The sequence below is a fragment of the Vibrio sp. 1874 genome, from assembly GCF_033344395.1.
Classification (GTDB): Bacteria; Pseudomonadota; Gammaproteobacteria; order Enterobacterales; family Vibrionaceae; genus Vibrio; species Vibrio alginolyticus.
In genome coordinates this window covers 170,712-195,622 of sequence record NZ_JAWPOR010000001.1, presented here as the reverse complement: position 1 = coordinate 195,622, position 24,911 = coordinate 170,712, and the positions used below count along the sequence as shown (strand labels likewise).

17 protein-coding genes are annotated in these 24,911 nt (G+C 49.2%); 11 read left to right on the top strand and 6 right to left on the bottom strand.

What is annotated here, in order from left to right:
- Positions 1-12 precede the first annotated feature (12 nt).
- Positions 13-2,151, bottom strand: a complete 2,139-nt coding sequence (gene pvuA, locus R8N46_RS00925; RefSeq protein WP_115386857.1) for a TonB-dependent siderophore vibrioferrin receptor PvuA — start codon at positions 2,149-2,151, stop codon at positions 13-15.
- A gap of 120 nt (positions 2,152-2,271) precedes the next feature.
- Complete coding sequence (locus tag R8N46_RS00920; protein WP_115386858.1) at positions 2,272-4,308, bottom strand: TonB-dependent receptor; 2,037 nt, start codon at positions 4,306-4,308, stop codon at positions 2,272-2,274.
- Positions 4,309-4,558: 250 nt separating this feature from the next.
- Between R8N46_RS00920 and R8N46_RS00915 the strand changes: the two genes are divergently transcribed.
- The 5 genes from R8N46_RS00915 to R8N46_RS00895 are packed head-to-tail and all read left to right on the top strand — an operon-like array spanning position 4,559 to position 11,807.
- A complete protein-coding gene (locus tag R8N46_RS00915) occupies positions 4,559-5,770 on the top strand; it encodes an ATP-grasp domain-containing protein (protein WP_005383468.1) in 1,212 nt (403 codons plus the stop codon).
- A complete protein-coding gene (locus R8N46_RS00910; protein ID WP_104980231.1) occupies positions 5,767-7,599 on the top strand; it encodes an IucA/IucC family protein in 1,833 nt (610 codons plus the stop codon). The genes R8N46_RS00915 and R8N46_RS00910 overlap by 4 nt, the downstream gene beginning before the upstream one ends.
- Before the next feature lie 6 nt (positions 7,600-7,605).
- Positions 7,606-8,811, top strand: a complete 1,206-nt coding sequence (locus tag R8N46_RS00905; RefSeq protein WP_115386859.1) for an MFS transporter — start codon at positions 7,606-7,608, stop codon at positions 8,809-8,811.
- Positions 8,783-10,612, top strand: coding sequence for an IucA/IucC family protein (locus R8N46_RS00900; protein ID WP_115386860.1), 1,830 nt, complete (start codon positions 8,783-8,785; stop codon positions 10,610-10,612). The genes R8N46_RS00905 and R8N46_RS00900 overlap by 29 nt, the downstream gene beginning before the upstream one ends.
- Positions 10,605-11,807, top strand: a complete 1,203-nt coding sequence (locus R8N46_RS00895; RefSeq protein WP_213972088.1) for a type III PLP-dependent enzyme — start codon at positions 10,605-10,607, stop codon at positions 11,805-11,807. Before R8N46_RS00900 ends, R8N46_RS00895 begins: the two co-directional genes overlap by 8 nt.
- A 74-nt stretch (positions 11,808-11,881) precedes the next feature.
- Here the strand turns inward: R8N46_RS00895 and R8N46_RS00890 are convergent, their stop codons facing one another.
- From R8N46_RS00890 to R8N46_RS00880, 3 genes are read right to left on the bottom strand one after another with little or no spacing between them, the layout of a single operon-like run.
- The gene (locus R8N46_RS00890) at positions 11,882-13,126 is read right to left on the bottom strand and encodes an ABC transporter substrate-binding protein (protein WP_086047188.1); all 1,245 of its coding nucleotides are present in this window, start codon (positions 13,124-13,126) and stop codon (positions 11,882-11,884) included.
- A gap of 2 nt (positions 13,127-13,128) precedes the next feature.
- Positions 13,129-14,559, bottom strand: coding sequence for an ATP-binding protein (locus R8N46_RS00885; RefSeq protein ID WP_025535909.1), 1,431 nt, complete (start codon positions 14,557-14,559; stop codon positions 13,129-13,131).
- A complete protein-coding gene (locus tag R8N46_RS00880) occupies positions 14,549-15,256 on the bottom strand; it encodes a response regulator (RefSeq protein WP_017634509.1) in 708 nt (235 codons plus the stop codon). Before R8N46_RS00880 ends, R8N46_RS00885 begins: the two co-directional genes overlap by 11 nt.
- A 265-nt stretch (positions 15,257-15,521) precedes the next feature.
- Between R8N46_RS00880 and ptsG the strand changes: the two genes are divergently transcribed.
- The gene (ptsG, locus tag R8N46_RS00875) at positions 15,522-16,964 is read left to right on the top strand and encodes a glucose-specific PTS transporter subunit IIBC (protein ID WP_081886422.1); all 1,443 of its coding nucleotides are present in this window, start codon (positions 15,522-15,524) and stop codon (positions 16,962-16,964) included.
- Between the two features lie 95 nt (positions 16,965-17,059).
- On the opposite strand, the gene R8N46_RS00870 is transcribed toward ptsG, so the two are convergent.
- Entirely contained in the window at positions 17,060-17,506 is a 447-nt protein-coding gene (locus R8N46_RS00870) for a DUF302 domain-containing protein (RefSeq protein WP_033906624.1), read from the bottom strand.
- Between the two features lie 227 nt (positions 17,507-17,733).
- On the opposite strand from R8N46_RS00870, the gene R8N46_RS00865 reads away from it, so the two are divergent.
- From R8N46_RS00865 to R8N46_RS00845, 5 genes are all read left to right on the top strand, one after another.
- A complete protein-coding gene (locus R8N46_RS00865) occupies positions 17,734-19,725 on the top strand; it encodes a U32 family peptidase (RefSeq protein WP_064369561.1) in 1,992 nt (663 codons plus the stop codon).
- Between the two features lie 105 nt (positions 19,726-19,830).
- Positions 19,831-20,076 carry a DUF3297 family protein gene (locus R8N46_RS00860; RefSeq protein ID WP_025768686.1) on the top strand — a complete coding sequence of 82 codons (246 nt, stop codon included), beginning with the start codon at positions 19,831-19,833 and terminating at the stop codon, positions 20,074-20,076.
- 487 nt (positions 20,077-20,563) lie between these two features.
- Positions 20,564-21,274: an ABC transporter ATP-binding protein gene (locus R8N46_RS00855; protein WP_115386863.1), complete on the top strand. Its 711-nt coding sequence runs from the start codon at positions 20,564-20,566 to the stop codon at positions 21,272-21,274.
- The gene (locus R8N46_RS00850; RefSeq protein ID WP_115386864.1) at positions 21,261-23,786 is read left to right on the top strand and encodes an ABC transporter permease; all 2,526 of its coding nucleotides are present in this window, start codon (positions 21,261-21,263) and stop codon (positions 23,784-23,786) included. Before R8N46_RS00855 ends, R8N46_RS00850 begins: the two co-directional genes overlap by 14 nt.
- Positions 23,786-24,895 (top strand): lipocalin-like domain-containing protein, encoded by a 1,110-nt coding sequence (locus R8N46_RS00845; RefSeq protein ID WP_115386865.1) that lies wholly within the window; start codon positions 23,786-23,788, stop codon positions 24,893-24,895. The genes R8N46_RS00850 and R8N46_RS00845 overlap by 1 nt, the downstream gene beginning before the upstream one ends.
- The last annotated feature ends 16 nt before the right edge of the window (positions 24,896-24,911 follow it).

The window sequence follows — 24,911 nt, the reverse complement described above, 5'->3', positions numbered from 1 at the left end:
TGAACGAAACGCTTAAAACTGATAGTTCAGATCCAGTGTGTAAGAGCGTCCCGGAGCTGGGTACCGACCAACTGGGCTTGTATCAATCCCGCGGAAGTAATACTCCTCGTCAAACAAGTTGTTCACCGCAACATTCATGCGTAACTTGCCTTTGTCGTCTTTGTATAAATCCGTCCCCAAGTTGAAATTCCACACCATGTAAGATGGTACTTTACCCGTTGCGCCAGTTGCATCTTCGGCACTGGTGTTGGCGTTATCGGTATACGAATCACTAAAGTAGAAGCCCGATAGCGTGGTGTCCATGCCGTAAAATGCGTAGGTTGCATCCCAACCAAGCTGATGCTTAGAGGTGTAAGGCAGTTGATTACCTTTATTCGTGCCTTCTTCTTCAAGCGTAGCGTCTAGATAGTTGTAGCTTGCGCCTAAACTCAGTGCAGGTAGTGCTTCAGGCACGTAACGAGCAGAAAGCTCTATGCCTTGGTGAAGTGTTTTTCCGATGTTATCGAAGGTCTGCGTTGAGCTTTGCCATTGCAATTGATCTTCAAAGTCGATGCGATAAAGTGCAGCGTTAAAGCTGGTCGCATCTTGGGTGTAACGCGCGCCGACTTCGTAGTTCCAAGCCAGTTCGCTACCTTCTTCACCCAAACCTCGGATGTAGGCAATTTGTGGCGCACGAAGTGATTTTTGCGCGTTCGCATACGTCACCCACTGGTCAGTTAAGTTGTATGCCACCGTCAAACCTGGCAACCATTCCGTCACGGTGTTGTCTGCCGTTTGTTTTTTACCACGATCGGTAAACGTCATTCGAACCGACTCAACACGCAACCCAGGCGTTACCTTCAATGTATCATTGAACAAACCAATTTCGTTGCTAACGTATCCAGCAAACGCGTCCGTATCTAGATGCCAATCACGCGGAACGCTGGTTGCACCACCGGCGATTGGAGTCTGAGTGAGTTTGTAGTCAATGTCTTCATTAACATAACGGGTACCCACGATCCAGTTTTGAGTAACGGATTTACCTTCGCCAAAGTACATCGCCATTTTTGGCTCTATACCATACACGGTAAATTCACGTGGAGAGGTACGAACGTCCGTCGCTGGCAGAGCCGGATCCGCCCAATGGCCACCCGCGCTGTTAAAGCCCCACTTGAAAAGACGCTCTGACTTATGGCCAAACGTTAGCACTTCTAGCTCGGCACTGTCGGCAAATGGCAAATCGTGAATGTACTTAACACTCCAGCGCGTCGACTTACCTTCATAATCATCGTAAGGACGTTTCGATTGGTGACGATCTTGCTCGTAATCTTGTGGCGAAAGTGCGCCCGGCATTTGCGTTTCAGCATCGTAACGTTGCAGGAATGCTTGAATCTCTTGAGTGTCACTCAGTAGCCACTGTGCTTTGGCTTGGAAGTTCTTCACGTCCGTATCGGAATGTTCACGGAAGCTTTCACCTTTTAGGAAGTTACCTTCCAACTGTAGTGCAAATGTGTCGCTTAACCAGCCGCCCGTGCGTAGGTAAAAATCATTCAGCGGCGCATCACCGCCATCAAACACGGTAAGGCGGTTACTGATTTCAGTTTGCCACGTGTGTGGAATCGGTTTGGTCACTAAGTTGATCACACCACCGACGTTGTTTGGGCCGTACTGTACTGCGGCACCACCGCGTACAATGTCAATACGATCAAGCATCGACAGTGTTGCTGGGAAGATAGACTGACCAGTGTGACCATATGGCGCAAGTGTTAGCGGTACACCATCCATCAAGAACTGAGCATGACCACTACGGCTTGCTTTCAAACCACGTACGGAAATGTTAGGCAATACGCCCGTTCCGCTTTCATCCTGAACTTTAATACCCGGCACGCGCTGTAGCGCGTTATCAATCGAGCCTGCGGCGGTTTTCTCGATTTGATCGCGGGTAATGACGGTACGAGCACCTGGGTACTCTTTGACGTCTTCAATTTCAGATTTACCAATCACGCTACCAGTGACAACGACGGTTTCCATCGTGGTAGTTTGTTCTTTTTTAGCAGGAGCAGCAACCGCGCTCATGGATGTGGCAGAAGCGATTGCAATCGCAAGCACACTGTAAGTGGTAGACAAACCAGCACGTACACGCACTTTACCATCCAAATTCTGGTAAGACATTAAGATCTCCTTTGCGAGAAATTGAGCCTCGGGCAGAATACATCCCGTAGGCTCTAGGGGCTAAACATCCTCAATATGAGGAAAAAATCGGCTAACAGGCGCTAACTACGCACAAAAAGCCTAGAACTGATATCCGTAGCTGAGCATGAACTCGGCTGGTGCGCCGTAGCCAATCTGGTTTAAGCCAGACGTGCCGTTTGTTGCGCCAAGAATGTATTTCTCATCCAAAATGTTGTAAGCGTTCGCTTGGATTTTGTGACGACCAGTGGTGTACGCCGCCATCAAATCCACCGTTGTGTAATCGCCAAGTGCGACGGCTTCGTCGTTACCTGCGTAACGGTCGCCCACGTACTTCACACCACCGCCTAAACGCCAGTTGTCATCCAATTGGTAAGTGCTCCAAAGAGAGAACAAGTGGTCTGATACATCGTTAGGCTTTTTGCCTGTGGCTTTGTCTTCCGCATCTAAGTAGCTGTAACCAACAGAGATGTCCCACTGTTTGGTGATTTGGCCGCGAGCCTCTAATTCAATGCCTTGGTGACGCACTTCAATTTTATCGATCACATCGCCGTCCACGTTAGTTTGTGGTTGCTCTTGATCAATCTGGAACAGTGCCGCATTCAACATTAATGCGTTATCCAAAAGGTACGCTTTCGCACCCACCTCTTTTAAGTCGGTGTGGAAGAATTCCGCCAATTTTGGATTGATGTAGATACCAGCGTACGGTAACTGCCAAGAGCGCGCTAAACTGGCGTATACGGATGTGTCGGAATTGATGCGGTATACCAAACCAGCACGGTAGCTGACTTTGTCATCATCCAACTTTTCCTTATCTGAGCCCGCTTTTTGTTGTTCGAGCTCCATCGAGTCGTAACGCACGTTACCGATCAAAGAAAGGTCGCCCCACGTATAGACGTCTTGCACATACAAACCTGTCGTGGTGGTGGTATTGTCACGAAATGGCTTAAAGCCCGGATCAGGCGTTGGACCAACGACTGGGTCGTATATATTTTGCGGAGGAAGCGTTTTGTCACTTGCCAACGTTAGGTCGATATCGATCTGGTTGAAATCTGCACCCACCATCAATTGATTGTCCCTGGTTTCCCAAACCAACTCAGATTGTAAAGTGGTCGTAGTACGTGGATCGTAACCAAAGTTGTTGACGGTTTGAGACACTTCATTACCCGTCACTTTGCCCTGACGCGTGCCTTTTTGCTCAAGTTCGATATGGTTGAACGCCGCTCGGTTGTTCCATACCCATTGATCATTCAGACGCCATTCGTAATCCACCGCAATACGGAGACTGTCTGACTCCTGATAGTCGTTTGTGCCGCCAAAGTAAGTGCTTACTGGCAAATCAACTGGCTTGCCATTTTTTGATGGCACACCACGATATGGCACTAATTCTTGATGGGCGTATTCCACGTCAACATCAATGGTGTGACCATCCGCTGGTAACACACGAATGGTCGGTGCAATGAAGAAATCGTTTGAATCAACATGATCAACGTACGAGTCGGCTTGACGGTATTCCAAGTTAATACGCCCGTTGACCTTATCTGTAAACGCCATTGAGCTATCGACCTGACCAACATATTGGTTGTTGCTGCCTACACTACCGTTTACGTGAGTAAAATTCTCACCGTTAGCGCGTTTCGTCACCAAGTTGATGATGCCCCCAGCCGAACCACGGCCATACAAAGCACCCGCAGGGCCTTTCACAATTTCAACGCGTTCAACGTTCGCTAAGCTGCGGTAAGACTGCAACGTACCGTCATCTCGCAAGCCATCACGGTACATATCGTTGAGTGAATCAAAACCACGGATCATGAACTGATCGCGGCTGCCTTCGCCCAAGGTGTTATTGACCCCGGCTACCCCATCTAGCGCATCCACTAAACGCACCGCGCCTCGGTCTTGCATTTCTGTTTTCGTTACTACGGATACCGCTTGTGGCACATCAAGCCATTCCACATCGGTTTTGGTGCCTGATTGAGGCATGTGTTCAGCATAACCTTCGTACTGATGACCGAAGACTTGAATCGTTTCAGTTGCTGATGGGGTTGAGTTCGTCTCTTCTGAAGCCACTGCGCTTGGTGCTACTAATGAAGAACCAATCGCGACCGCCAAGGGGGTCAGGGTCAATAATTTATTCATTCCATAATTCCGTTTAGTTGTTATAAAGCCAACGGATGGAAATAAGAACAAATATTATTTCTATTTGCAATATTAATTTTATGCTCTATATTTATTTACCCTAAAAACACAACTAACAACAAAAAAAACCAAATATCATAACAATAAATACTAAAACTTCTGCCCTCCGTCTCGAGAGAGGCACATTGGAAGACGACCGTGAGCGACTTTATCAACGTTAGAAGAAAATGTTAGAAAATTAGGAAAGCTCATGAAATCTACGATGATTATCGTAAGTCATGTCGTTAACGATGCAGTCACTCACGGCTTTGTGCCTGCAGCTAAAGCGATGGACCTTCACGTCGTTCTTATCACCGACCATAAGCTCAGCCATTTAGAGTTGGCGAGTCATGATAGTCACTTTAATCCGGATACCATTCTAGAATGTGATGTCTTCAACCCATTAGAACTCATCGAAACCATCACGGAGCATGAATTAAAGCCAGACGCTATTTTCAGCAATAGTGATCACTTACAAACTTCCACCGCCATCTGCGCGCAATTTTTTGGCCTCCCATCCAAAGATTGGTCTGTCACGTTAAAGGCCAAAAACAAACACTTAACTCGACAAGTGTTAAATGAAAAATCCTTACCCAACACACAAAGCTGTTTGCTGCATCGCCATTCGAATGTGGCATTAGGCATGGCCTTCCCTGTCGTAGCAAAACCCAAAGAAGGCGTGGCAAGTTTAGATGTACAGCGCTGTGACTCCCAAAGCGAGCTCGATGCTTACTGCGAGGCGTTTTGGCAAAAGCACCCAAACGCCGCCATTCTGGTGGAGCAGTTTCTTCAAGGACCGTTGGTTACGCTCGAAACTTTAGGAGACGGTAACCAACTTATCGCCGTGGGCGGTTTTGATGTGTCGCTCTCTGAGCCACCTTACTTTATCGAAACCGCCGCAGACTGGAACGGACCAAACGGCATTGCTCACCGAGAAGCTTGCTTGGCTCAACTGAAAGCGTTCGGCGTTGGTTTTGGAGTTTGCCACAGCGAATTTATTATTACGGAAAATGGCCCGGTTCTGGTGGAAATTAACTACCGCAGTATTGGAGATGGCCGCGAATTCTTGCTCAACAATCTCGCTCCCTTCGGTTGGTTTAGCACGATTTTGGGTCTGCATCTGGGTCGAAGATTGGACGGCGATTACCAAATTCATGGGTCAGCGCACGTGCACTACGTAGTTGCGGAACACAGTGGTGTGATTGACGGAGGTTCGACGTCGTTCATCCAACACGATGACGATATCATCACCCAGCAACAGGTACTAAAAACCGCTGGAGAACACTTCCAACAGAGTTATTCCAATAAGGATTATCTCGCCCGAATTTCGATTGTCTCACCATCAGGGCGAAACCTCGACCAAGCGCTGCAGAACGCGCTTAGCAATTTCGATCTAGCTCCGACTCGTGAGGTGGCAGCATGAATGACAACGCTTTGTATCTAACGCAACGATTGATCGACACTTGCTTACGCGAAGACATGTTTGGCATTTTGTCGAAGGCCAAGTTCAGTAGAGACGCGCCAAAAGGGGTAATTGTTCCTCAAGACGAGCAAGTCTGGCTGATATTTGCCAACTCTGATTTCACGTTGTATTTACCTGTTGCGCCAACGTATTACATGCAGCACTGGCGCTACGGTCACGCCAATGACGAAACACCACCAGGTTGGTGGGTGGAGAAAAATGGCCAAATCGAGCATCAACAGCATTACAAAGAGTGGATTGCGCTACTAACGACACTGGCGCATGAGAGCTCTCACGAGTTGCTGGCGGGATACCTTCAAGAACTGGAATGTGCAGAGAAACACAAAGCGCTGTGTGACCAAGCGTTTCATCATCACGCAGACCACATTTCTCAACCAATATCCGAGCTTGGTTCTTGGCATCAAAAACTGCTGCTAGCCGACCAGATCGCTTCTTACCTTGACCACCCGTACTATCCAACTGCGCGGGCGAAGTTTGGCCTGAGCGATGAAGACCTTGCTAAGTACGCGCCCGAGTTCGCACAAAGCTTTGCTCTGCATTGGATTGCGATTGAAAAATCACTGGTAACATTAACCAGCGGACAACCTGATTGCTGGCCAACCATGGAGCAAGTGGGGCTTCCTGCTGATTTTGCACTGAGCCACGTTCTGTTCCCTGCACACCCGCTCACCCTGCGATCTTTAGAAGCCTTACCCGAAGGTGTGATAGAAGCGCCTTTAACGTATCTAGACGTGACGCCGACGCTTTCCGTTCGTACTGTGGTCGTCAACGAGGCACCGCACATTCACATCAAGGTTCCGCTGATCATGCGATCGCTAGGCACGAAAAATATTCGCTTAATCAAGCCTTCAACACTGTATGACGGCCACTGGTTTGAACGCCTACTCAGCCACCTTGAACAAACGGACGCCGATTTAAACAGTCGCTTGTTCCATTGCAACGAAAAACACGGTGGACACGTCGGCGATGATAAAACCTTCGCGTACATCGTACGTGAGTACCCACTTACTCATTGCGAAGACAAAGCGTTAGTTCCGGTTGCAGCACTAGCAAGCCCAATGCCTGACGACCGCTTGTTCTTAGAACATTTGGCAGAACATTACTATCAACAAGATACGCTGGCGTGGTTCCAAGATTACGTCGATCTATTATGCCAAGTGCACCTCACCTTGTGGCTTCGTTATGGCATCGCATTGGAGTCCAACCAGCAAAACGCCATCATTGCATTTGATCAACAGGGCAAAATGACGCTCGCGATGAAAGACAACGACGCGGCGCGAATTTGGCCTGAACGCTTCAACTTCGCAACGGAGCATGCCGCCCAAAAACACGGAACAGGAACAACTCCCGTGGATTGTGATGAACTGCTCGACCAACGCATCAAAGTCGACAATGAATTGGCGCTCGGTCAGATGTTTACCACCATCACATTACAATTGGATATCGCAGCGATTGTAGAAGCCATGGCAGCGAAGGGCATTGCCTCTTCAGCATCGCTTTACGCCATCGTGGCCAAAAGCATTGCAGAGCAACTCAACCGATTGGAAGGCGAAGGGTTAGAGACAAAACTGGCACGCGAGTTACTGCAAGAAGCACCTGATTTGTACGCCAAATACTTGTTGAGCTCTGGCAGTTTGCTCTCGAAAGAAGCCTCCGGCGCGAGTGACATCAATAAGTTCTATGGTTTGTCGGCTCCGAACTTCTTGCTGCTTTCTAGCGAAGAAGCGCAACGCGCCTACTTAGAAGCCATCAAAAAAAGCGTACGTTAAACGATTATGACCAAACTCATCTACAGCGTGTTGTTGTGCCACTTTATCGCTGCGTTTGCCGCGTTAGGTATGCCGCTATTTCTACCCGTCGTGTTGCCAACGTTAGGCGCAAGCGTTGATGCAGACTGGGCTGGGGTATTGTTTATCCTACCCACGTTTTGTACTGCGTTGGCGGCGCGATTTTGGGGCAACTTTGCTGATCGCTACGGTCGCCGCCGCTCACTCTTGCGCGCGCAACTTGGCCTTGCAGCAGGGTTTGCGCTGTGCGGCTTTGCAGACAACCTCGCCATGTTTGTGTTTGGTCTTATTGTTCAAGGAACCTTTGGCGGCACCATGGCCGCCTCGAACAGCTACTTATCTAGTCAAATTAAAGAAGCCAAAACACTCGGCAAGTCACTCAATAAAACCCAACTATCTGCTCGTTTGGCGCTGATCGTTGCGCCCATTGGGCTCGGCTGGATCTTGTCCGAAACCAACCCACTCAACGCGTACCTGTGGTTATGCGTTTTGCCTTTAATTGCTATGGGCATCACGTTTACACTGCCAGCGGATAAACCCGCCGACCAAAACCTCGAAAAGCCAAACTCAGAACCTCAGCAAGAAAAACCGGTTGCACAGAAAAACGCAATGCATGCCATTCGTTGGATCTTCTTTGCTCAATTTGGGTTTGCGTTTTCTATGGTGATGACCTTTCCTTATTTCTCGCCGTTTGTGCAGCAATATGGCATCACTAACCACGCATGGATCGGTTTTTTGTACGCACTGCCGCATGGCGTCTATCTGTTGCTGGCAGGCAAAATCCACGTGTTGTCAGATGGGCTGAATCGCCATCAACCGCTGCGCACGTTGTGGCTCGGATTTGCATTGCTTGCCGTGAGCTCTGCTTTGCATTTGATTGCGTCCGAAACCGCACTCATTGCTGCGAGAATTATCTTTGGCATCGCGATGGTGTGTTGTTATCACGGATTGCATCAGCATCTTGCGAGCAATCTGGATCGCAAACTCAGTGGCAAAGTATTTTCTCGCTTTGATGCCATGTCCAAATGGGGTGGCGTGGCGGCGGGATTTTGCGCTTCTTTCATTTCTAGCTTGGGGCTACTTGAGGTTCCTTTCCTACTTTCTGCGATAGTCAGCGTAATCACCTTGATCGCGCTGGTTCTCCATTCAAAATTTGGAAATCAACATGTTACAAACTCAATCCTCTCAGACTAGCGAGTTGCGCGCGCATGATGTGCAGCTCAATCGGGAGAAGGCCCAACTCAACACAATAATGGGTGTTCTTAATTGTTACTTACGTGAATTTGCGCTACCGAATCAACAAGTGGAATGGCACTACCAATCGACATCGCTACCCCAAACGTTAAAACGCAACTATTCCGCCAAGCAGCGGGTAGCCGTTCATCTTTCTCAACAAAATGGCGTGCTGGTTTTGCCGATTCACTACGCGAGCAAACTGGGCAAAATCAAATTGGCAGAACTGCCGTGGGCGAAAATGCCGGGATCTGGTTGGGCGAAATTGGATGCCACGCAAACTCTTACGCTTTTGCTTAACTATCTCAAGCAGGTGTTGGCGATCCCGTTTAACCATGAGCTGATCGAACAACTAGAAAATAGCGTGCTGGTTACCGAGCAGTTTCTCAACGTCGCGCCCAAATCGCATCACAACGAGTTTATCGCTTCGGAACAGTCTCTGATTTGGGGGCATACTTTCCATCCGACCCCGAAAAGTCGTTCGGGCGTCACCATGGATGATCTCTTGGCGTTTTCTCCAGAAGTCGGCGCGCAAGTCCCGTTGTACTGGTTTGAAGTGGATACGTCCTTACTTGATGTGCTGAGTTCTGACGGAGACGCTAACCCTGCGCAGCGCATGCTACAACAGCTCGCGCCACAACACACCACCAGCAATGAGAAGACCCTCTACCCTTGCCATCCTTGGGAAAGCTACACCATTTTGAGCAACCCAAGCGTGAAGCGTGCCATTGAGCAAGGCAAGATCACGCCACTGGGTTTAGGTGGTGAACAGATGCAGCCGACCTCTTCAGTTCGTACCCTCTACCACCCAGATATGGACTGGTTTGCGAAATTCTCCATCAACGTACGATTAACCAATTGCGTGCGCAAAAACGCGTGGTACGAACTCGACAGCGCCGTGCAGCTCACGTCGATTCTCAAACCGATTCGAGAAAACGAACAGCTGCACAACCCTGTATTTAAAGTGATGACAGAGCCTTACGCCACCACATTAAATCTAGAAAGTGTCGCTGAGCGTAATTGGGATGACAACACCAAAGCGCGCGAATCGTTTGGGATTTTGTATCGCGAAAATTTCTCGCTGAGCGAAGTCGACATCTTAAAACCAACCCTCGCTGGCGCTCTGTTTGCTTACGACAAAAACGGCAACAGTTGCATTGCTCAACGCCTTAAAAACAAAGCGCGTACTACGCAAAATCGCTATTCCGACATCGCGACACTGTGGTTTGAACGCTATTTGCATTGCCTAATTCCGGGCGTGTTTAATTACTACTTCAAACACGGGGTGGCGTTTGAGCCGCATTTGCAAAACACCTTGATTGGCTTTGAGCAAGAGATGCCGTGTTGTGTTTGGATTCGTGATTTGGAAGGCACCAAGTTACTGCCGGAGTTTTGGCCAGCAGAAACATTAACTGACTTGTCTGAACGCGCGCGACAATCGGTTTACTACAGTCGCGAACAAGGCTGGAATCGCATCGGATACTGCACCTTTATCAACAATATCAGCGAAGCGATTTTCTTCATCGCAGAAGGTGACGAGCCACTAGAGCAAACGCTATGGAATGCGGTGCAAAGTGCCATTGTGCGTTGGCAATCAGTGAATGGAAAACAGCCGGAACTAGAAGCGTTGCTGAATGGCGGTCACTTCCCGAGCAAAAATAATTTCACCACGCGTTTGATGCAAAAAGCCGATAAGGAGTCGGGCTATACCCAAGTCGCCACGCCTTGGCAGCAACACGAAAAAGGAGCGCAACATGTCTAATTCCCTCTCTCTACCGACACTCGTTTGCCAACAAGTTCACACGCTCGCACAGCAGCAAAATCAACCCTTGTGCGCGTACGTGTATGACCTAAACGCCTTAGAAGAACACATCAAACAACTGCGTCACGTTTTGCCGAAAAATGTCGAGCTATTTTACGCAGCCAAAGCCAATCCATCAGGCCCTGTTCTCAAAACACTCGCGCCGTATGTCGATGGTTTTGAAGCGGCATCTGGCGGGGAGCTGGCACACCTCCACCAGCAACAACTCGATAAGCCATTGATCTTCGGTGGCCCAGGAAAAATGCAAAGTGAATTGCAACAAGCGATTGAGCTTGATGTCGATGCAATTCATGTCGAAAGCCTCACCGAGCTGCAACGCATTGGTGCGCTAACCGAGCGCCTCAACTGCCCTGCTTCGATCTTTTTGCGTATGAACATTGATATTGGCGACATCACGCTCAGCAAGTTGGCGATGGGCGGCAAGCCGACTCCTTTTGGTTTGGACGAGTCCGAACTGAGTAATGCTTTGATGTTGCTGCGCGATTTCCCGCAAGTGTCACTGAAAGGTTTCCATTTTCACTTGATGTCGCATCAGCTCGATGTTGAGCGTCACTTAGCGTTAATGCAGCGCTATTTCCAAGTCGTAAAAGCGTGGCAACAGGAGTTCGAACTCGGTGAGCTAATGATCAACTTGGGCGGCGGCATGGGCATCAACTACCAAAACCCTGAGCAACACTTTCCGTGGATGGAGTTTTGCGACAAGTTGGAATTCCTCATCGCTAAAGAGCAAGTTCAAGATTGGACACTGCGTTTTGAATGCGGACGGTTCATCACAGCGGCATGCGGTTATTACGTGATGGAAGTGCTGGATATTAAGCAAAATCTTGGCGAAAACTTTGTCATCGCACGCGGAGGAACTCACCACTTCCGCACGCCAGCAGCGCAGAGCCATGATCATCCATTCGTCATCCTGAAAAACGAGCAACACCACGAAATTTCTCACCCAATTCAGCATACACAAGCGACCTTTGTCGGCCAGCTTTGTACGCCTAAAGATGTGCTGGCACGCAATCAACACGTCGCCCACGTCGATATTGGTGATTATGTTGTGTTTACCTTAGCGGGCGCCTATGCGTGGAACATCTCCCATCAAAACTTCTTGATGCATGAACCGCCGATCTTCCACTATTTTTAAACGGCATACTTCGCTTTACTCAAGCCCCAATCATTGGGGCTTTTTTATTCCATCTCGGCACAAATTCATTGCCATTAACCGCTTTGCGAAATAGCAATAATGCGTTTTATCAGCTCGTCGGGTTCCATTTTGGGATTGCGGTAAAAACGGAAGATTTCCGAGTTTATCGCTTGCTGAGCAACCGGATTGACCGCCATCGAATCAATCATACTCGGCACAGCGAGGTTGTGTTTCACGCCGTAGTGAAAGTCTTGATATGACTGGACCTGACACGGATTAAAATCGCTGATGTTGATATCGGTGCGTACCGGAATCGAGCCTTTTACCTTATTGAACTTAGCTTGAAACTCGACGTCTGCCAGTGCGCTTGCGGTTTGCTGAGCCGCCTCGGCAGAAAACGACTTGCTCGACATAAACACCAAGCTGTCCATGTTGTAGAGGAATACACCATCGCTGTCCGGCGTTGGGTAACAGCCGACCTCTTGCGGGACTGAGACTTGATTGGCGAGCAGCTCACCTAAAATCCAATCTCCACCGATTTGAAACAGTGCTTGACCGTCGGCTAACGCTTGGGTCGCCGTATCCCACTTACTGTCAGGTAATTGGTTGTCGATCAACAAGCTCAGGCGACGAAATTGCGTCAGCGCTTGGCGCAGTTTTTCGCTGTCGATGCTGTCTCGCTCAAGCTTAACCATTGCATTGGTGTAGAACTCAACGCCGCCAGTGGAGATCACTAAGTTCTCGAAAAGTTGGGCGACTTGCCACGGCTGCTCACCGACTGCGATCGGTACAATGCCATTGTGCTTAGCAAGTTCCATGGCAGCGAACATCTCTTGCCAATTTTTCGGCGCGGAAAGATTCAGTTGTTTAAGCAGCTTGTGGTTGACCCACAACCAGTTCAAGCGGTGCAGCGTAAGTGGCAGGGCGATATAGCCGTTTTGTGTTTTATTGATTTCGATAGATAGCGGGTAGAGCACCTCGTCCCAGCGCTGCTCATCCGCTACCGCGTTGACGTTGTGCAAAATACCGATGGCATCCCACGCCTTAATACTTGGCCCTTCGATTTGCGCGAAGCTCGGTGGGTTGCCCGCCAGCGCGCGAGCTTGCAGTACCGTCATCGCGCTGTCGCCACCACCGCCTAGCACCGGGCTTTGCAGCAGCTCAATATCGTGCCGTTTTAGCTGAGCTTTGAGTGTTTGCAGCGCTTGCTGTTCGCCGTCAGAAGTCCACCAATGTAAAAACTCTACCCCTTGTGGCGACTCAGCGTGAGCGACGCAAGGGGCGAGCAACAGTGGGAACAAGAATGCCAGTTTGTTCATAGTCAGTCTCTCGGGAAAGTCAGCGTGGCGCAGAGGCCGCCAAACTGAGAATGGCTCAGCAACAAGTTGCCGCCATGAGCCTTTGCAATACTCTGTGAAATGGTTAACCCCAGCCCACTGCCTTCTTTATCGTTGCTAGCGCGGAAGTATGGCTGGCAGAGCTTTTCAAGTAATAAATCGTCAACACCGTCACCGTGGTCTTCAATTTCAATCTGGATCGACTCTGGGCTTTCACTCAGCGTAATGTCCGCTTGATGGCCGTATTTGAGCGCGTTATCGACCAGATTCTGAATGCAGCGCTTAATCGCTAACGGTTTACCAGCAAAGTGGGTGCGGATTTCGCCGTGGATGCGAATTGTGTCCGGCGCATCGGCGATATTGGAGGAAATGTGCTGAATCAGTTGGGTGAAATTGATCGGCTCGATTTCCTCGTGGATATCGGTCTCTTTAATGCATTGCAATGCGCCTTTGACCATCAAATCTAGGTCGTTACTCAGGCGGATAAAGCGTTCTCGGTCGGCGTCGTCATCCAGCATTTCCGCTCGCAGTTTTAGGCAGGCAATCGGCGTTTTCAGATCGTGGGAGATGGCGCTGAACAACATTTCACGGTCTTTAATATGGCTGTCGATGCGTCGATTCATCTTGTTAAACGCACGTACCGCCGCTTTCAGTTCGTTACTGCCGCGCTCAGAGACTTCGGGCACGTCTAATCGGCTCGACATCAGGGTTGCGGCTTTTGCCAGCTCTCGAATGGGTTGAATTTCTTTACGAACGATAAACCAGGTACACAGCAACAGCATTAGCGCGGACAGTAATAGCGTGAGCCATTGGCGCAGCTCAAAATAGTTAGTCTCTAGGTTGATGTAAGGCGCGGGTAGCACCGCCGCGAGATAAAACCATTCGTTCTGTGCGACTTCGACCTGCATCACCAGAATAGGCGGATTGAGGTCACCAAACGAAAGCGAATAATGCGCCCACAATAACGGCAGTTCGTCGATAGGTAGCTCGTTGTTGAACACTTTGAGTTTGTCGCGCTGGGTGAACTCCACCTCGATATTAGGAATGCCGCTCAGCTCGCTTTCTAATACCTCGCGAACTTGGTTGATGACCAACGTTTTGCGTTCGCTTTCTGGCAGTGGGTCGACGTCAATCTGGTGATTGTTGAGTGAGACGAAAAAGCGCGTGCCGCCCATGTTGCGCAGTTGATTGAGCACCAAGTGGCGATATTCAGAAGGGAGGGTTTGAAAGAAAGCGATGGTGGAAGAAGCGCTCAGTGCTAAGCTTTTGACTGTGGTGGTCAGGCCCTCTTTATCGCGTTCGCTGGCGTGTTGATACCAGATAATCCCGGATAATACCTGCGCCAGAATGATCACCAGCAACAGGAACACACTGGTGCGAACGACCAGTGATCCCGTCCAGCGTTTAATTCTCATAGTGCACGTCCGTGGTCAGCATGTAGCCTTTGTTACGCACCGTTAGGAGCAGCGAACGGTCTTTATCTTCAAGGTGATGACGCAAGCGGCTGATCTGCACGTCAATGCCGCGTTCAAACGGGTCGGCATCGCGTCCCCAGATCTCGCGCGCAATGTCATCGCGAGACAATATTGATTGCGCGTGGTTGACGAACAAACCGAGCAGCGACAAATCCGCGCCACTCAGTTGCTTGACCTCGCGGCTAGCAATGTGGGTCAGTTGCCGGGTTACGGTATCCAACAACCAATCGTCAAAACGCACTTTACGCGTCAGTTTGCTATTGGCGGTCGATTGGCTGCGTCTCAGAATGGTTTTGATGCGCGCGAGCAGTTCACGCGGGCTGAATGATTTGGTGATGTAGTCGTCAGCGCCCATTTCTAGCCCTGCGACTCGGTCGGCTTCTTCAGTGACGGCGGTCAGCATGATGATCGGGATATCGGAGTTTTTGCGCAGTTTCTGGCACAGGGTAAAGCCATCTTCACCGGGCATCATAATATCGAGGATGATCAAATCAGGATGGTGATCGTTGAGCAGTTGCCACATCACGCCGCCGTTTTCCGCGCAAAGCACTTCAAACCCTGCGCGGCCAAGGTAATCCGACAACGCTTCGCGAAGGTCGAGGTTGTCATCGACGACCAGTATCTGCTTGTTTTCCATCCTACTTTCCCTGTGTCCGTCCCTGTGCCTGCCCCTGAGTTTGGCGCTGGCCAATATGATGCATTCTTAAACGCCCATGCACAATCGAGCCGATTGCAATTTTCACTTCTCGGTGTAAGAGATTTGTAAGCGGCCACTTACAAACTGATTGCCTTTTGTAACCTTAGGCGCCGCCTTGCTCGCTATGATCATCCTGACCTTACGTGAAACAACATGACCTGAAGGAATCAGGTCCTACAACACTGGCATTCGTCAGGAGGAAACCATGTTTGCAAGTATATTTGGACAACTACAAAAAATAGGGCGGTCGTTGATGCTGCCTGTGGCGGTGTTACCGGTGGCTGGCTTGATGCTGGGTATTGGTAACGCGGGTTTTGCGTTTATTCCAGACGCGGTCAACAAAGTGATGCTCGCCGCCGGTGAAGGCGTGTTCGGCAACATGCAGTTGATGTTTGCGGTCGGTGTGGCGCTCGGGTTATCAAAAGGCAATGACGGTGCGGCTGCGCTCGCAGGCTTAGTTGGCCTAATTATTATGAACGCATCGCTCGGTATCGTGACTGGCCTGCGCGGCCTAGAAACTGACGCCACGATCATGGGCGTTGAGACGCTGCAAACCGGGGTGTTTGGCGGCATCTTTATCGGTGCGGTGGCGGCAATCATGTACAACCGCTTCTACAACATCAAACTGCCGGAATATTTGGGCTTCTTCGCGGGTAAGCGATTTGTGCCCATTGTCACCGGTCTATCGGCGATCGTCGTTGGTGCGATTCTCGCGTTTGCATGGCCACCTGTCGGACAACTTCTTGATGCATTCTCTCATTGGGCAGCGTACCAAAACCCTGTACTCGCGTGGGCGGTTTACGGCGCGGGCGAACGTTCACTACTCCCGGTTGGTTTGCACCACATCTGGAATGCGCCGTTCTTCTTTGAAGTCGGCAGCTATGTAGACCCAGAAACCGGCAAAGAGTTTACCGGTGAGCTCACTCGCTTCTTCGCGGGCGATAAAACCGCAGGTTATCTGTCTGGTGGCTTTATGTACTCCATGTGGGCGCTACCAGCAGCGGCATTGGCGATTTACCACTGCGCGTCTCCTGAGCGTAAGAAAATCGTCGGCGGTTTGATGATGTCTGCGGCGTTGACCTCTTGGTTAACTGGTATCACAGAGCCAATCGAATTTACCTTCCTATTCGTCGCGCCAGTGCTGTACGTGATCCATATTTTCCTAACTGGTATTGCGTTTGCGATCACCGCATTTTTGGAAATCAAACACAGTACTGACTTTGCGCACGGCGCGATCCAGTTCTTCCTTTACTACCCAATGTCGAGCAACGCGTGGATGTTCATCATCATCGGTCCAATCTGGGCGACGCTCTACTACGGCTTGTTCCGCTTCCTAATTGTGAAGTTGGATCTGAAAACGCCGGGTCGTGAAACCGACATTGCAGAAGTGAAGATTACCGGAGAGCCTGATGAAATTGCGGTGGATGTAGTAGCTGCATTGGGCGGCAAAGCCAATATTAAGTCAGTCGATGCGTGTATCACTCGTCTGCGTGTCTCGGTGAAAGACATCGCTAACGTTGATGTTGCTAAGCTAAAAGCACTTGGCGCGCGAGATGTGTTAGTGATTGGCGACAGTTTACAAGCGATTTTCGGCACGCAGTCTGACTCAATTAAGTCAAAAGTGCACAGCGTACTCGCCACCTCCTGATCTTACCTCCCCCAATCTAGGTAAGATTTGCCAACCTCCTTGTGAGGTTGGCTTTTTCGTTTTCGGAGTAAAAAAAGCGAAGCCAATAACCAGCCCTACTTCGCCGCCGCGTTGGTTAAATTGCCCAGCACGCCGCTGATTTTGTTCAATGCCTCGTCACAGCCTTCAATATGATGGCGCTGCTTTAAATAAATAGGATCGTTATAAGCTAACCACGTTTTGCCTTCATCATCTTCATACACCAACACTTTTTGGGGTAAATCGAGCGCCACTTCCTGCGCACAGATCATCAGTGGCGTGCCTACTTTAGGGTTTCCAAACACGATAACTTCGGTTGGTCGCAACGTCATATCGACTTTCGTGGCATTCTCTTGATGGTTAATGCGCGCAAAGACGTTCAACCCTTTTTCTTGCGCGATAGCGACAAATTTATCCGCCGTATTTTTTGCTGAATGCGTGCTCGCAACGGTTACCACACCCTCCCCAGCCAATGCACTCAATGACGTCAACGCCACGACCAACCCAATGATTACTTTTTTCATTTGTCGTCCCTTCCTCTCTCTGAGTCGAAAACTAGATATAGAAAAACCAAGTGTAGGAAAACTATAGAAGTCAAATTCCGCTATCGCGAATTGCACTCTACCCACTCAAGAGTCGACCGTGTAACACGGATTAATTGATTCAGATTAATAAAGCGTTAACTAGCTGAGCATCAAAAGCGTGAAATACGTAACATTTGCAGCCTATTTTAGTAAGAAAGAGAAAAGTAGTGACACGCGATCAATTTGAGTTATTAGCACCCGGTGGTGATTTAGATTCCATCAAAGCCGCCATTGCCGCTGGCGCCGATGCAATTTACTGTGGGCTCGACCGCTTCAATGCTCGTAACCGAGCGACCAACCTCACTTTAGATAACTTAAATGGCGTGTTAACGTTGGCCCATCAGCACAGCTGTAAGATTTTCCTAACGTTGAATGTGCTGATTTTAGAAAGTGAAATTCCAGCGATTGTTCGCTTGCTCAGCCAACTGAACACCACCAAAATCGATGGCGTGATCGTACAAGATCTCGGTCTGGCCTACATTCTCAAACATCACTTTCCCGATTTGGATGTGCACGCTTCAACGCAACTGAACACGCATAACGAAGGCCAAATCCTCTTTCTCAACCAGCTCACCGCAAGCCGAGTAAACTTATCTCGCGAACTTAACATCAGTGAGATAAAACATCTGGCGCAATTTGGTCGCGAGCACAACGTAATGATGGAAGTGTTTGTCCACGGCTCATACTGCATCGGATTCTCCGGAATTTGCTACATCAGTTCCGCTCGCAATGGCGCATCAGGTAACCGTGGACGCTGTAGCCAACCTTGTCGCGAACAGTACGAAACGACCAAAACAGGCAACAACTACCCACTCAATATGAAAGACAACTCCGCCTTTGGGGACTTGGAAGCGCTTGCTGATGCGGGTGTGTATTCGTTGAAAGTGGAAGGCCGCATTAAGAAATCCCACTACGTGTACACCGTGGTCGATAACTGGCGTAAACAGATTGATCGCTTGTGCGAGGGTTTGGAACTCTCTGAAGACACCACAGAGTTATACACAGTGTTCAACCGTGATTTCTCCAACGCATTTTTGCAAGGTGATTTCGGCAAGGCGATGTACATCGACAACCCGCGCGACCATGCTGTAAAGCATTTTTCGAAGGTTTACCAATGCCAGTCTGCTGATGATGTACAAGCGGTGAAAAAGAAACTCTACGATGACAAAACCGCGATCATTGAGAAAGTGGCAGAGCAAACTAAGTCGTTCGATGTCACTTCAACACAAGTATCCGGCAGCAGCTTGAAAGGGTCGATTGATGTGCCAACTCTGCCAACGTTACCTCAACCAGAACCTCGCCAAGGTGCGCCAAAATTATCGGTTCTGATCTCGTCAGCACAAGAAGCCATGCTGTGCGAATACCACGACGTTGATGTTTACTATCAATTGCCAATGGGATTGTCTGGTGAACTGAGCGCGATGATTGAATTGTTCCAAGCCAACCCAATGCTCAAACCTTGGTTCCCAGCCATTTTGATTGGCGAAGACTACCACGCCGCGCGCGTATTTTTGGAAACCATCCAACCTGAGTTGTTGATCACCAACAACTCAGGTGTCGGCATGATCGCAAAAGAGCTCGGCTTAGGCTGGGTGGCAGGCCCACAACTGAACACGGTGAACTCATACGCGTTTAAATGCCTTCAAGACGAGTTCGCGGCAAGTGGCGCGTTTGTTTCTAACGAGCTGAATATGAAGCAGGTGCGTCACATAAAGCGTCCGAAAAACATGCGCAGCTTCTACAGCATTTATCACCCGAACACTCTACTCACGAGCCGCCAATGTTTGTTTCAACAAACCGAAGGATGCCGTAAGGTGAAGGTCAACAAAAGTTGTTTGAAACGCTGTGATAAACGCACGTCTATCATCAACTTAAAAGACAATCCTTACTTGGTGCAAAAACAAAAAGGCAGCCACAATTCAATCTACAGCGAGCACAACATCTTAAACCTGCAAGTGCTGCACGATCTGCCGCAATTGTTTACCGATGTGTTGATCGATCTGTGTGATATCCAGACCGAAACAAAAGTCTCAGCAAGCAAACCTGAGTTGATTGACGCGTTCTTAGCTCTACTTGAAGATCACAGTGAACAAGCCGTCCAAACGCTGAATGCCATGATTCAACCAACAGCCAACGCGCAGTATTTAAAGGGGTTATAGGCGGTACTTGAAAGTTAAACAACGCATCCACTCTCAACATATCTTGAACACATACAGTGCACTGACTACAATAGCGCACTTTTTACGGAATTTAGGTCACACAAAATGACAGACACAGCTAAACCAGCTCTACCAGATCGCCTAGCGGGTAACCCACGTAGCCCATTCTTCATCAAAGAATGCTTCGAGCACCAAATCGGTATTCGTATCAACGGCCAAGAGCGCACAGACGTAGAAGAATACTGCGTGAGCGAAGGTTGGGTGAAAATTGCTTCTCCTAAAGCAAAAGACCGTTTCGGTAACCCAATGCTAATCAAACTTAAAGGCGAAGTTGAAGCGTACTACGTGTAAGCTGACCACGCTGAATATCTTTGAAAGCTCGAGTTTGACTCGGGCTTTTTTAATGCCTGTCATATCCCTTCCTCATTTAATCTCTTCCCTCTTATTTTCAGTACAAAGTAGGGTCTGTTTATCTTTCGAGATTAAGTTTTGTTCGAGATAAAATCGTTTTAGGCGAGGCAAGGAGTGTGTAGCCTAGCATTCTAAGTAAATACTCCTTAACAAAGCATAGAACGATTTTAGCCGAACCCTTTGGGCAGCGTTTGTTGGTCATTTCTCCTGCGTTATCAGCTTTTTCATGTAGGCTAACTACACATCAAAGCTTCTGCCTTGCACAAACACCCAACAATTCGCTGCAAAAATCAGCTCGAAAGGTCAACAGACCCTAAACTCGATGTAAATCGCTGTTTTTATCTGATTGTTGTCTAAAGTTTCTAGAGACATAACTGCAATAGTGATTGCCAAAAGAAACGACACCTTTTGAATACAGGGAGAGGAAATGGAAAGCCCACTTGTCACACTCAAACACGCCAGCAAAAGCTTTGTTGATGGCAAAGAGACACATCGCGTGTTGGAAGGCGTCGACTTTACGTTGAACACAGGAGCGAGTGTTGCGCTGACAGGCGCAAGTGGCAGCGGCAAAAGTACCTTACTCAATGTCATCGCTGGCTTTGAGCCACTTTCCGAAGGTGAGTTGTGGTTAGATGGTGATAACACGGCGGCTTGGAAAGACCCGCAATGGAGCCGATTTCGACACCAAAAACTCGGTGTTATTTTTCAGCAATTCAACCTATTAACGCCGCTCAACGTGCAGCAAAACATCGCCTTCCCTCTACATTTGAATCAACAAAAATGGAATGACTGGTGCGATTATTTGGTCGAGACTCTAGGCATCATCCAACTGCTTGATAGACATGTTTCTGCCCTTTCCGGTGGTCAACAACAACGAGTCGCTATCGCACGCGCATTGGCACACAAACCTAAGCTTCTACTCGCCGATGAACCCACAGGTAACCTCGACCAAAAAGCGGGGTTAGAAGTGATGAAGCTACTCAGTGAAATCACCACCCAAGGCAATACGGCAGTGCTGTTAGTCACCCACAGTCCTGACTGCGCGGAGTTTATGAAAACACGGCTGCGATTGGATAATAGTCAGCTACAGAACAGTCATCAAGTAAACAAACATGAGCTTCGCCATGAAGCAAGCTAAGCCATCAAATATCAGATTCACTCATACTCGACTCGCCCTGAATCTGTTTGTAGCGCACTATCGGCAGGCGCCACTGCAAGCCGCCGCGATTCTGATCGGTATCGTGCTGGCTGTGACCTTGTTTGTTGCGGTGCAAGCCATCAACCTCAATGCCAAGCGCAGTTATGCAGAATCTACCGAGCAGCTTAGCGCACAAGCTCAGAACTTAATTATTCCACCAGCAGGGCAAAACTATCTGCCCGAATCGCTCTACTTCACCCTTAGACAAAACGGACTCAGTGCAACGCTACCTGTAATCGAAGGGCGAGTGAGAGATGAACAAGGTCGACGTTGGTCAGTACAAGGTAGTGAGTTGATTGCCGCCATCTCTTCGCGTTCTCGGTATTCTGCAAACGGAAAGTCATCAGAAAACCAACAAAACGTGTCTTTGTTCGACAGTGCTTTACCTTTACCTGAGCTTTTGGCGGGTAAGCCAATCGTGATGATGAGCCAATCTCAACATCAAAACTTAGGGGAGGTACAAACCCTAGCTCTGGACGACATTCCAACCCAAGTGGTGGTGCTACCCGACGAATGGCAGTTAGGTAGCCGAATGTTGATGGACATTGGCTTTGCCCAGCAACTGCTCAATAAACAAGGACAGCTCAGTTACATTGCGGTTTTCCATTCGGGTGATAAAGGGAATAAAGACACGCAAGCAAATTGGCAAAGCATCATTGGCGAGCAAGGACAATGGATTTCCAATAACCAAAGTACAGACCTTGGCTCACTGACCGACAGCTTTCACCTCAACCTCACCGCAATGAGCTTACTCGCGTTTTTAGTCGGGCTGTTCATCGCTTACAACGGCGTAAAGTACAGCTTGCTTAAACGCAATCGGCTGTTAGTGCAAATTCAACAAGCGGGTGTTGCGCCGAGCATTGTGTTCTCTGCGCTGTTAGTTGAACTCACTATTCTCGTTACCATCGGCGCTTCCCTCGGTTTTGTATTGGGCATGCAGCTTAGTCACTGGTTACATCCGACCGTGGCACTGACTCTAGAACAACTTTATGGCGCGACACTGCTGCCCGGCACTTGGCAGTGGCAATGGTGGGCGCAAGCCCTGCTACTCACGTTAACCGCAACCCTATTGGCATGTTGGCAGCACTTTAAACAGCGAGTGCGCCAGCCGCTTTCCTCTCATGGCGGATTTTATCAAGCGCCGGAAGCCTCTAACGAAAACCAATTGTTCGTGATAGGTGCTGCGTTGACGGCTCTCGCACTCGCAGGGTTATGGCTGAGTGAGCATCACCGCTTCACCATGGCGTGGCTCGGCGTGCTTGTGGTGTCGATTCCTTTGTACCTACCCAAAACACTCAGCGTGTTAGCCAATTGGTGTGAAAAACGCACCGCTTCAGGTTTGATGCAGTATCTGTTTGCAGAGCTGCGCGAGCTGATTTCTCCGCTTTCTCTCGCCATGATGGCACTGCTACTCGCCGTTACAGCCAATATGGGCATGAATACGCTAGTTGGCAGCTTTGAATCCACCCTAAAACAGTGGTTAGAACAAAGGCTACACGCCGACATTTACGTCAGCCCTGCGCAAGGGGAAATCGCAGATGTAGAGCGTGCATTAGGACAGTTCGACAAGGTTGAGACCGTCTACAAGCAATACTACGTCGACGATAACCTACAAGGCTTACCGATTTTGCTTGGCACCAAAGACAAAGACACCTTAGAGCAAACAATGGTGTTCAAATCGCGTTTGGAGAACTTCTGGTCACGCTTTTACCAAGGTGAGTTGGTCGCTATCAGTGAACCAACCGCGGTCAAACTGGGTTTATCTCTGGGTAGCGAGCTCACGCTTGATGCCGTTCCAAATAAGAACCTGCTTGTGGGTGCGATATTCCACGATTACGGCTCACCCAATGGTGAAGTGTTATTAGCACCAAAGCTATGGCAAGAGAGCGGATTTACCGACCTGCCGACAAGCCTTGGCATAAAAGTCTCGGGGGACCCACAAATCGTCTACGAGCAACTGCGCGATCAATTGAATCTACATCCAAGTCAGCTCTACGATCAGGCGCAAATCAAATCCATCGCTTTGGATATATTCTCGCAGACCTTCGCCATTACGCGCGCGCTCAACGGCGTGACGTTGATGGTCGCGGTGATTGGTTTGTTCAGTGCTTGCTTCATGTTGCTCGACGCACGCAAAGCCGCCATTGCAAGGCTGTACGCACTTGGTGTTAGTCGTCGTAAATTAATGACCATGGTGGTCGGACAGATCGTCGCTTTGGTCAGTTTTACTCTGGTTATCGCCCTGCCCCTCGGAGCAATGGTGGGTTATGTGCTGACAGACATCGTCACCTTACGCGCTTTTGGTTGGAGCTTAAATTATCAGTGGAATTGGAGTGATGCGCTCAGTATTGCGGCGATCACCATCTTGGTGGCGGTGATTGCAACCTTGATTCCGCTGTGGCGATTGGTCAGCAAGCCTGTCGTATCCAGTTTGCAAAGCGAGGTGTTGTGATGGTTCGATTGGCAAGCAAGCTTACTCTACTCATAAGCAGTTTATTCCTGTTCGGTTGTGAAGATGCCCAACAAAAAAATATGGGCACGTTGCTGGGAAGCGGAGATACGCAAAGCGAGAGCAACCTATTCACTCCCGTAGAAAAAGGGATTGAACTCACCTTCCCGGCAGACCATCAAGCACACCCGGATTTTCGTCATGAATGGTGGTACTTAACCGCTAACTTAATTGATGAAGATGGCAACCCACTTGGCGTTCAATGGACACAATTTCGCTTTGCTGCTGCGCCACCAACGGGCGAAGATGACGTGAAGAAAACCGAATGGCAAGCTCAACAAATCTACATGGCGCACAGCGCAGTCACGACCGCGGACAAACACTACGCCGATGAAAAATGGTCACGCGCTCAAGCGTCCTTAGCCGGCGTCGATAGCTCTCCATTTCGTGTTTACCTCGATGATTGGCAGTGGACCTCTTCAACCAACGACCTCTTCCCTGCCACATTGAATGCAAACTCCAAACAGTTTGGCTATTCGCTGACGCTTACCAGCACTGCGCCTTATCAAAAGCAAGGCGAGCAAGGTTACAGTACCAAAAGTGGCGATGGTCAGGTGGCTTCGTATTACTACAGCCAACCGTTTATTGATGTCTCCGGTGAAGTCACGATCGATGGCAAAACCCATCAAGTATCCGGCAAAGGCTGGATAGATCGAGAGTGGAGCTCGCAATTCTTACTCGACTCACAACAAGGCTGGGACTGGTTTGCTCTGAGGTTGAGTGACAAAACCAGCTTGGTGGTGTTCCAGTTGCGGGATTCCAAAACCGGACAAGCTAGTTACGCCAGCGCAAAGCTGATGCAGCAAGATGGCTCTGGCATCGCCATTTCTCAAAAAGACATTCGCTTAATAGCAACCAAGCAAACAGAAATCCAAGGGCGAAAGTATCCAACCCAGTGGCAAGTGTCGATTCCAAATCAGCAAATTGAGCTTACCGTTTCTGCTCTCAACCCGAACGCGAAAATGCCGCTTTCGGTACCTTATTGGGAAGGCCCAGTACGTATTGAGGGCTCTCATTCTGGGACTGGTTACATGGAGCTAACGGGGTATTGAAATGTTGAGCGGGAGC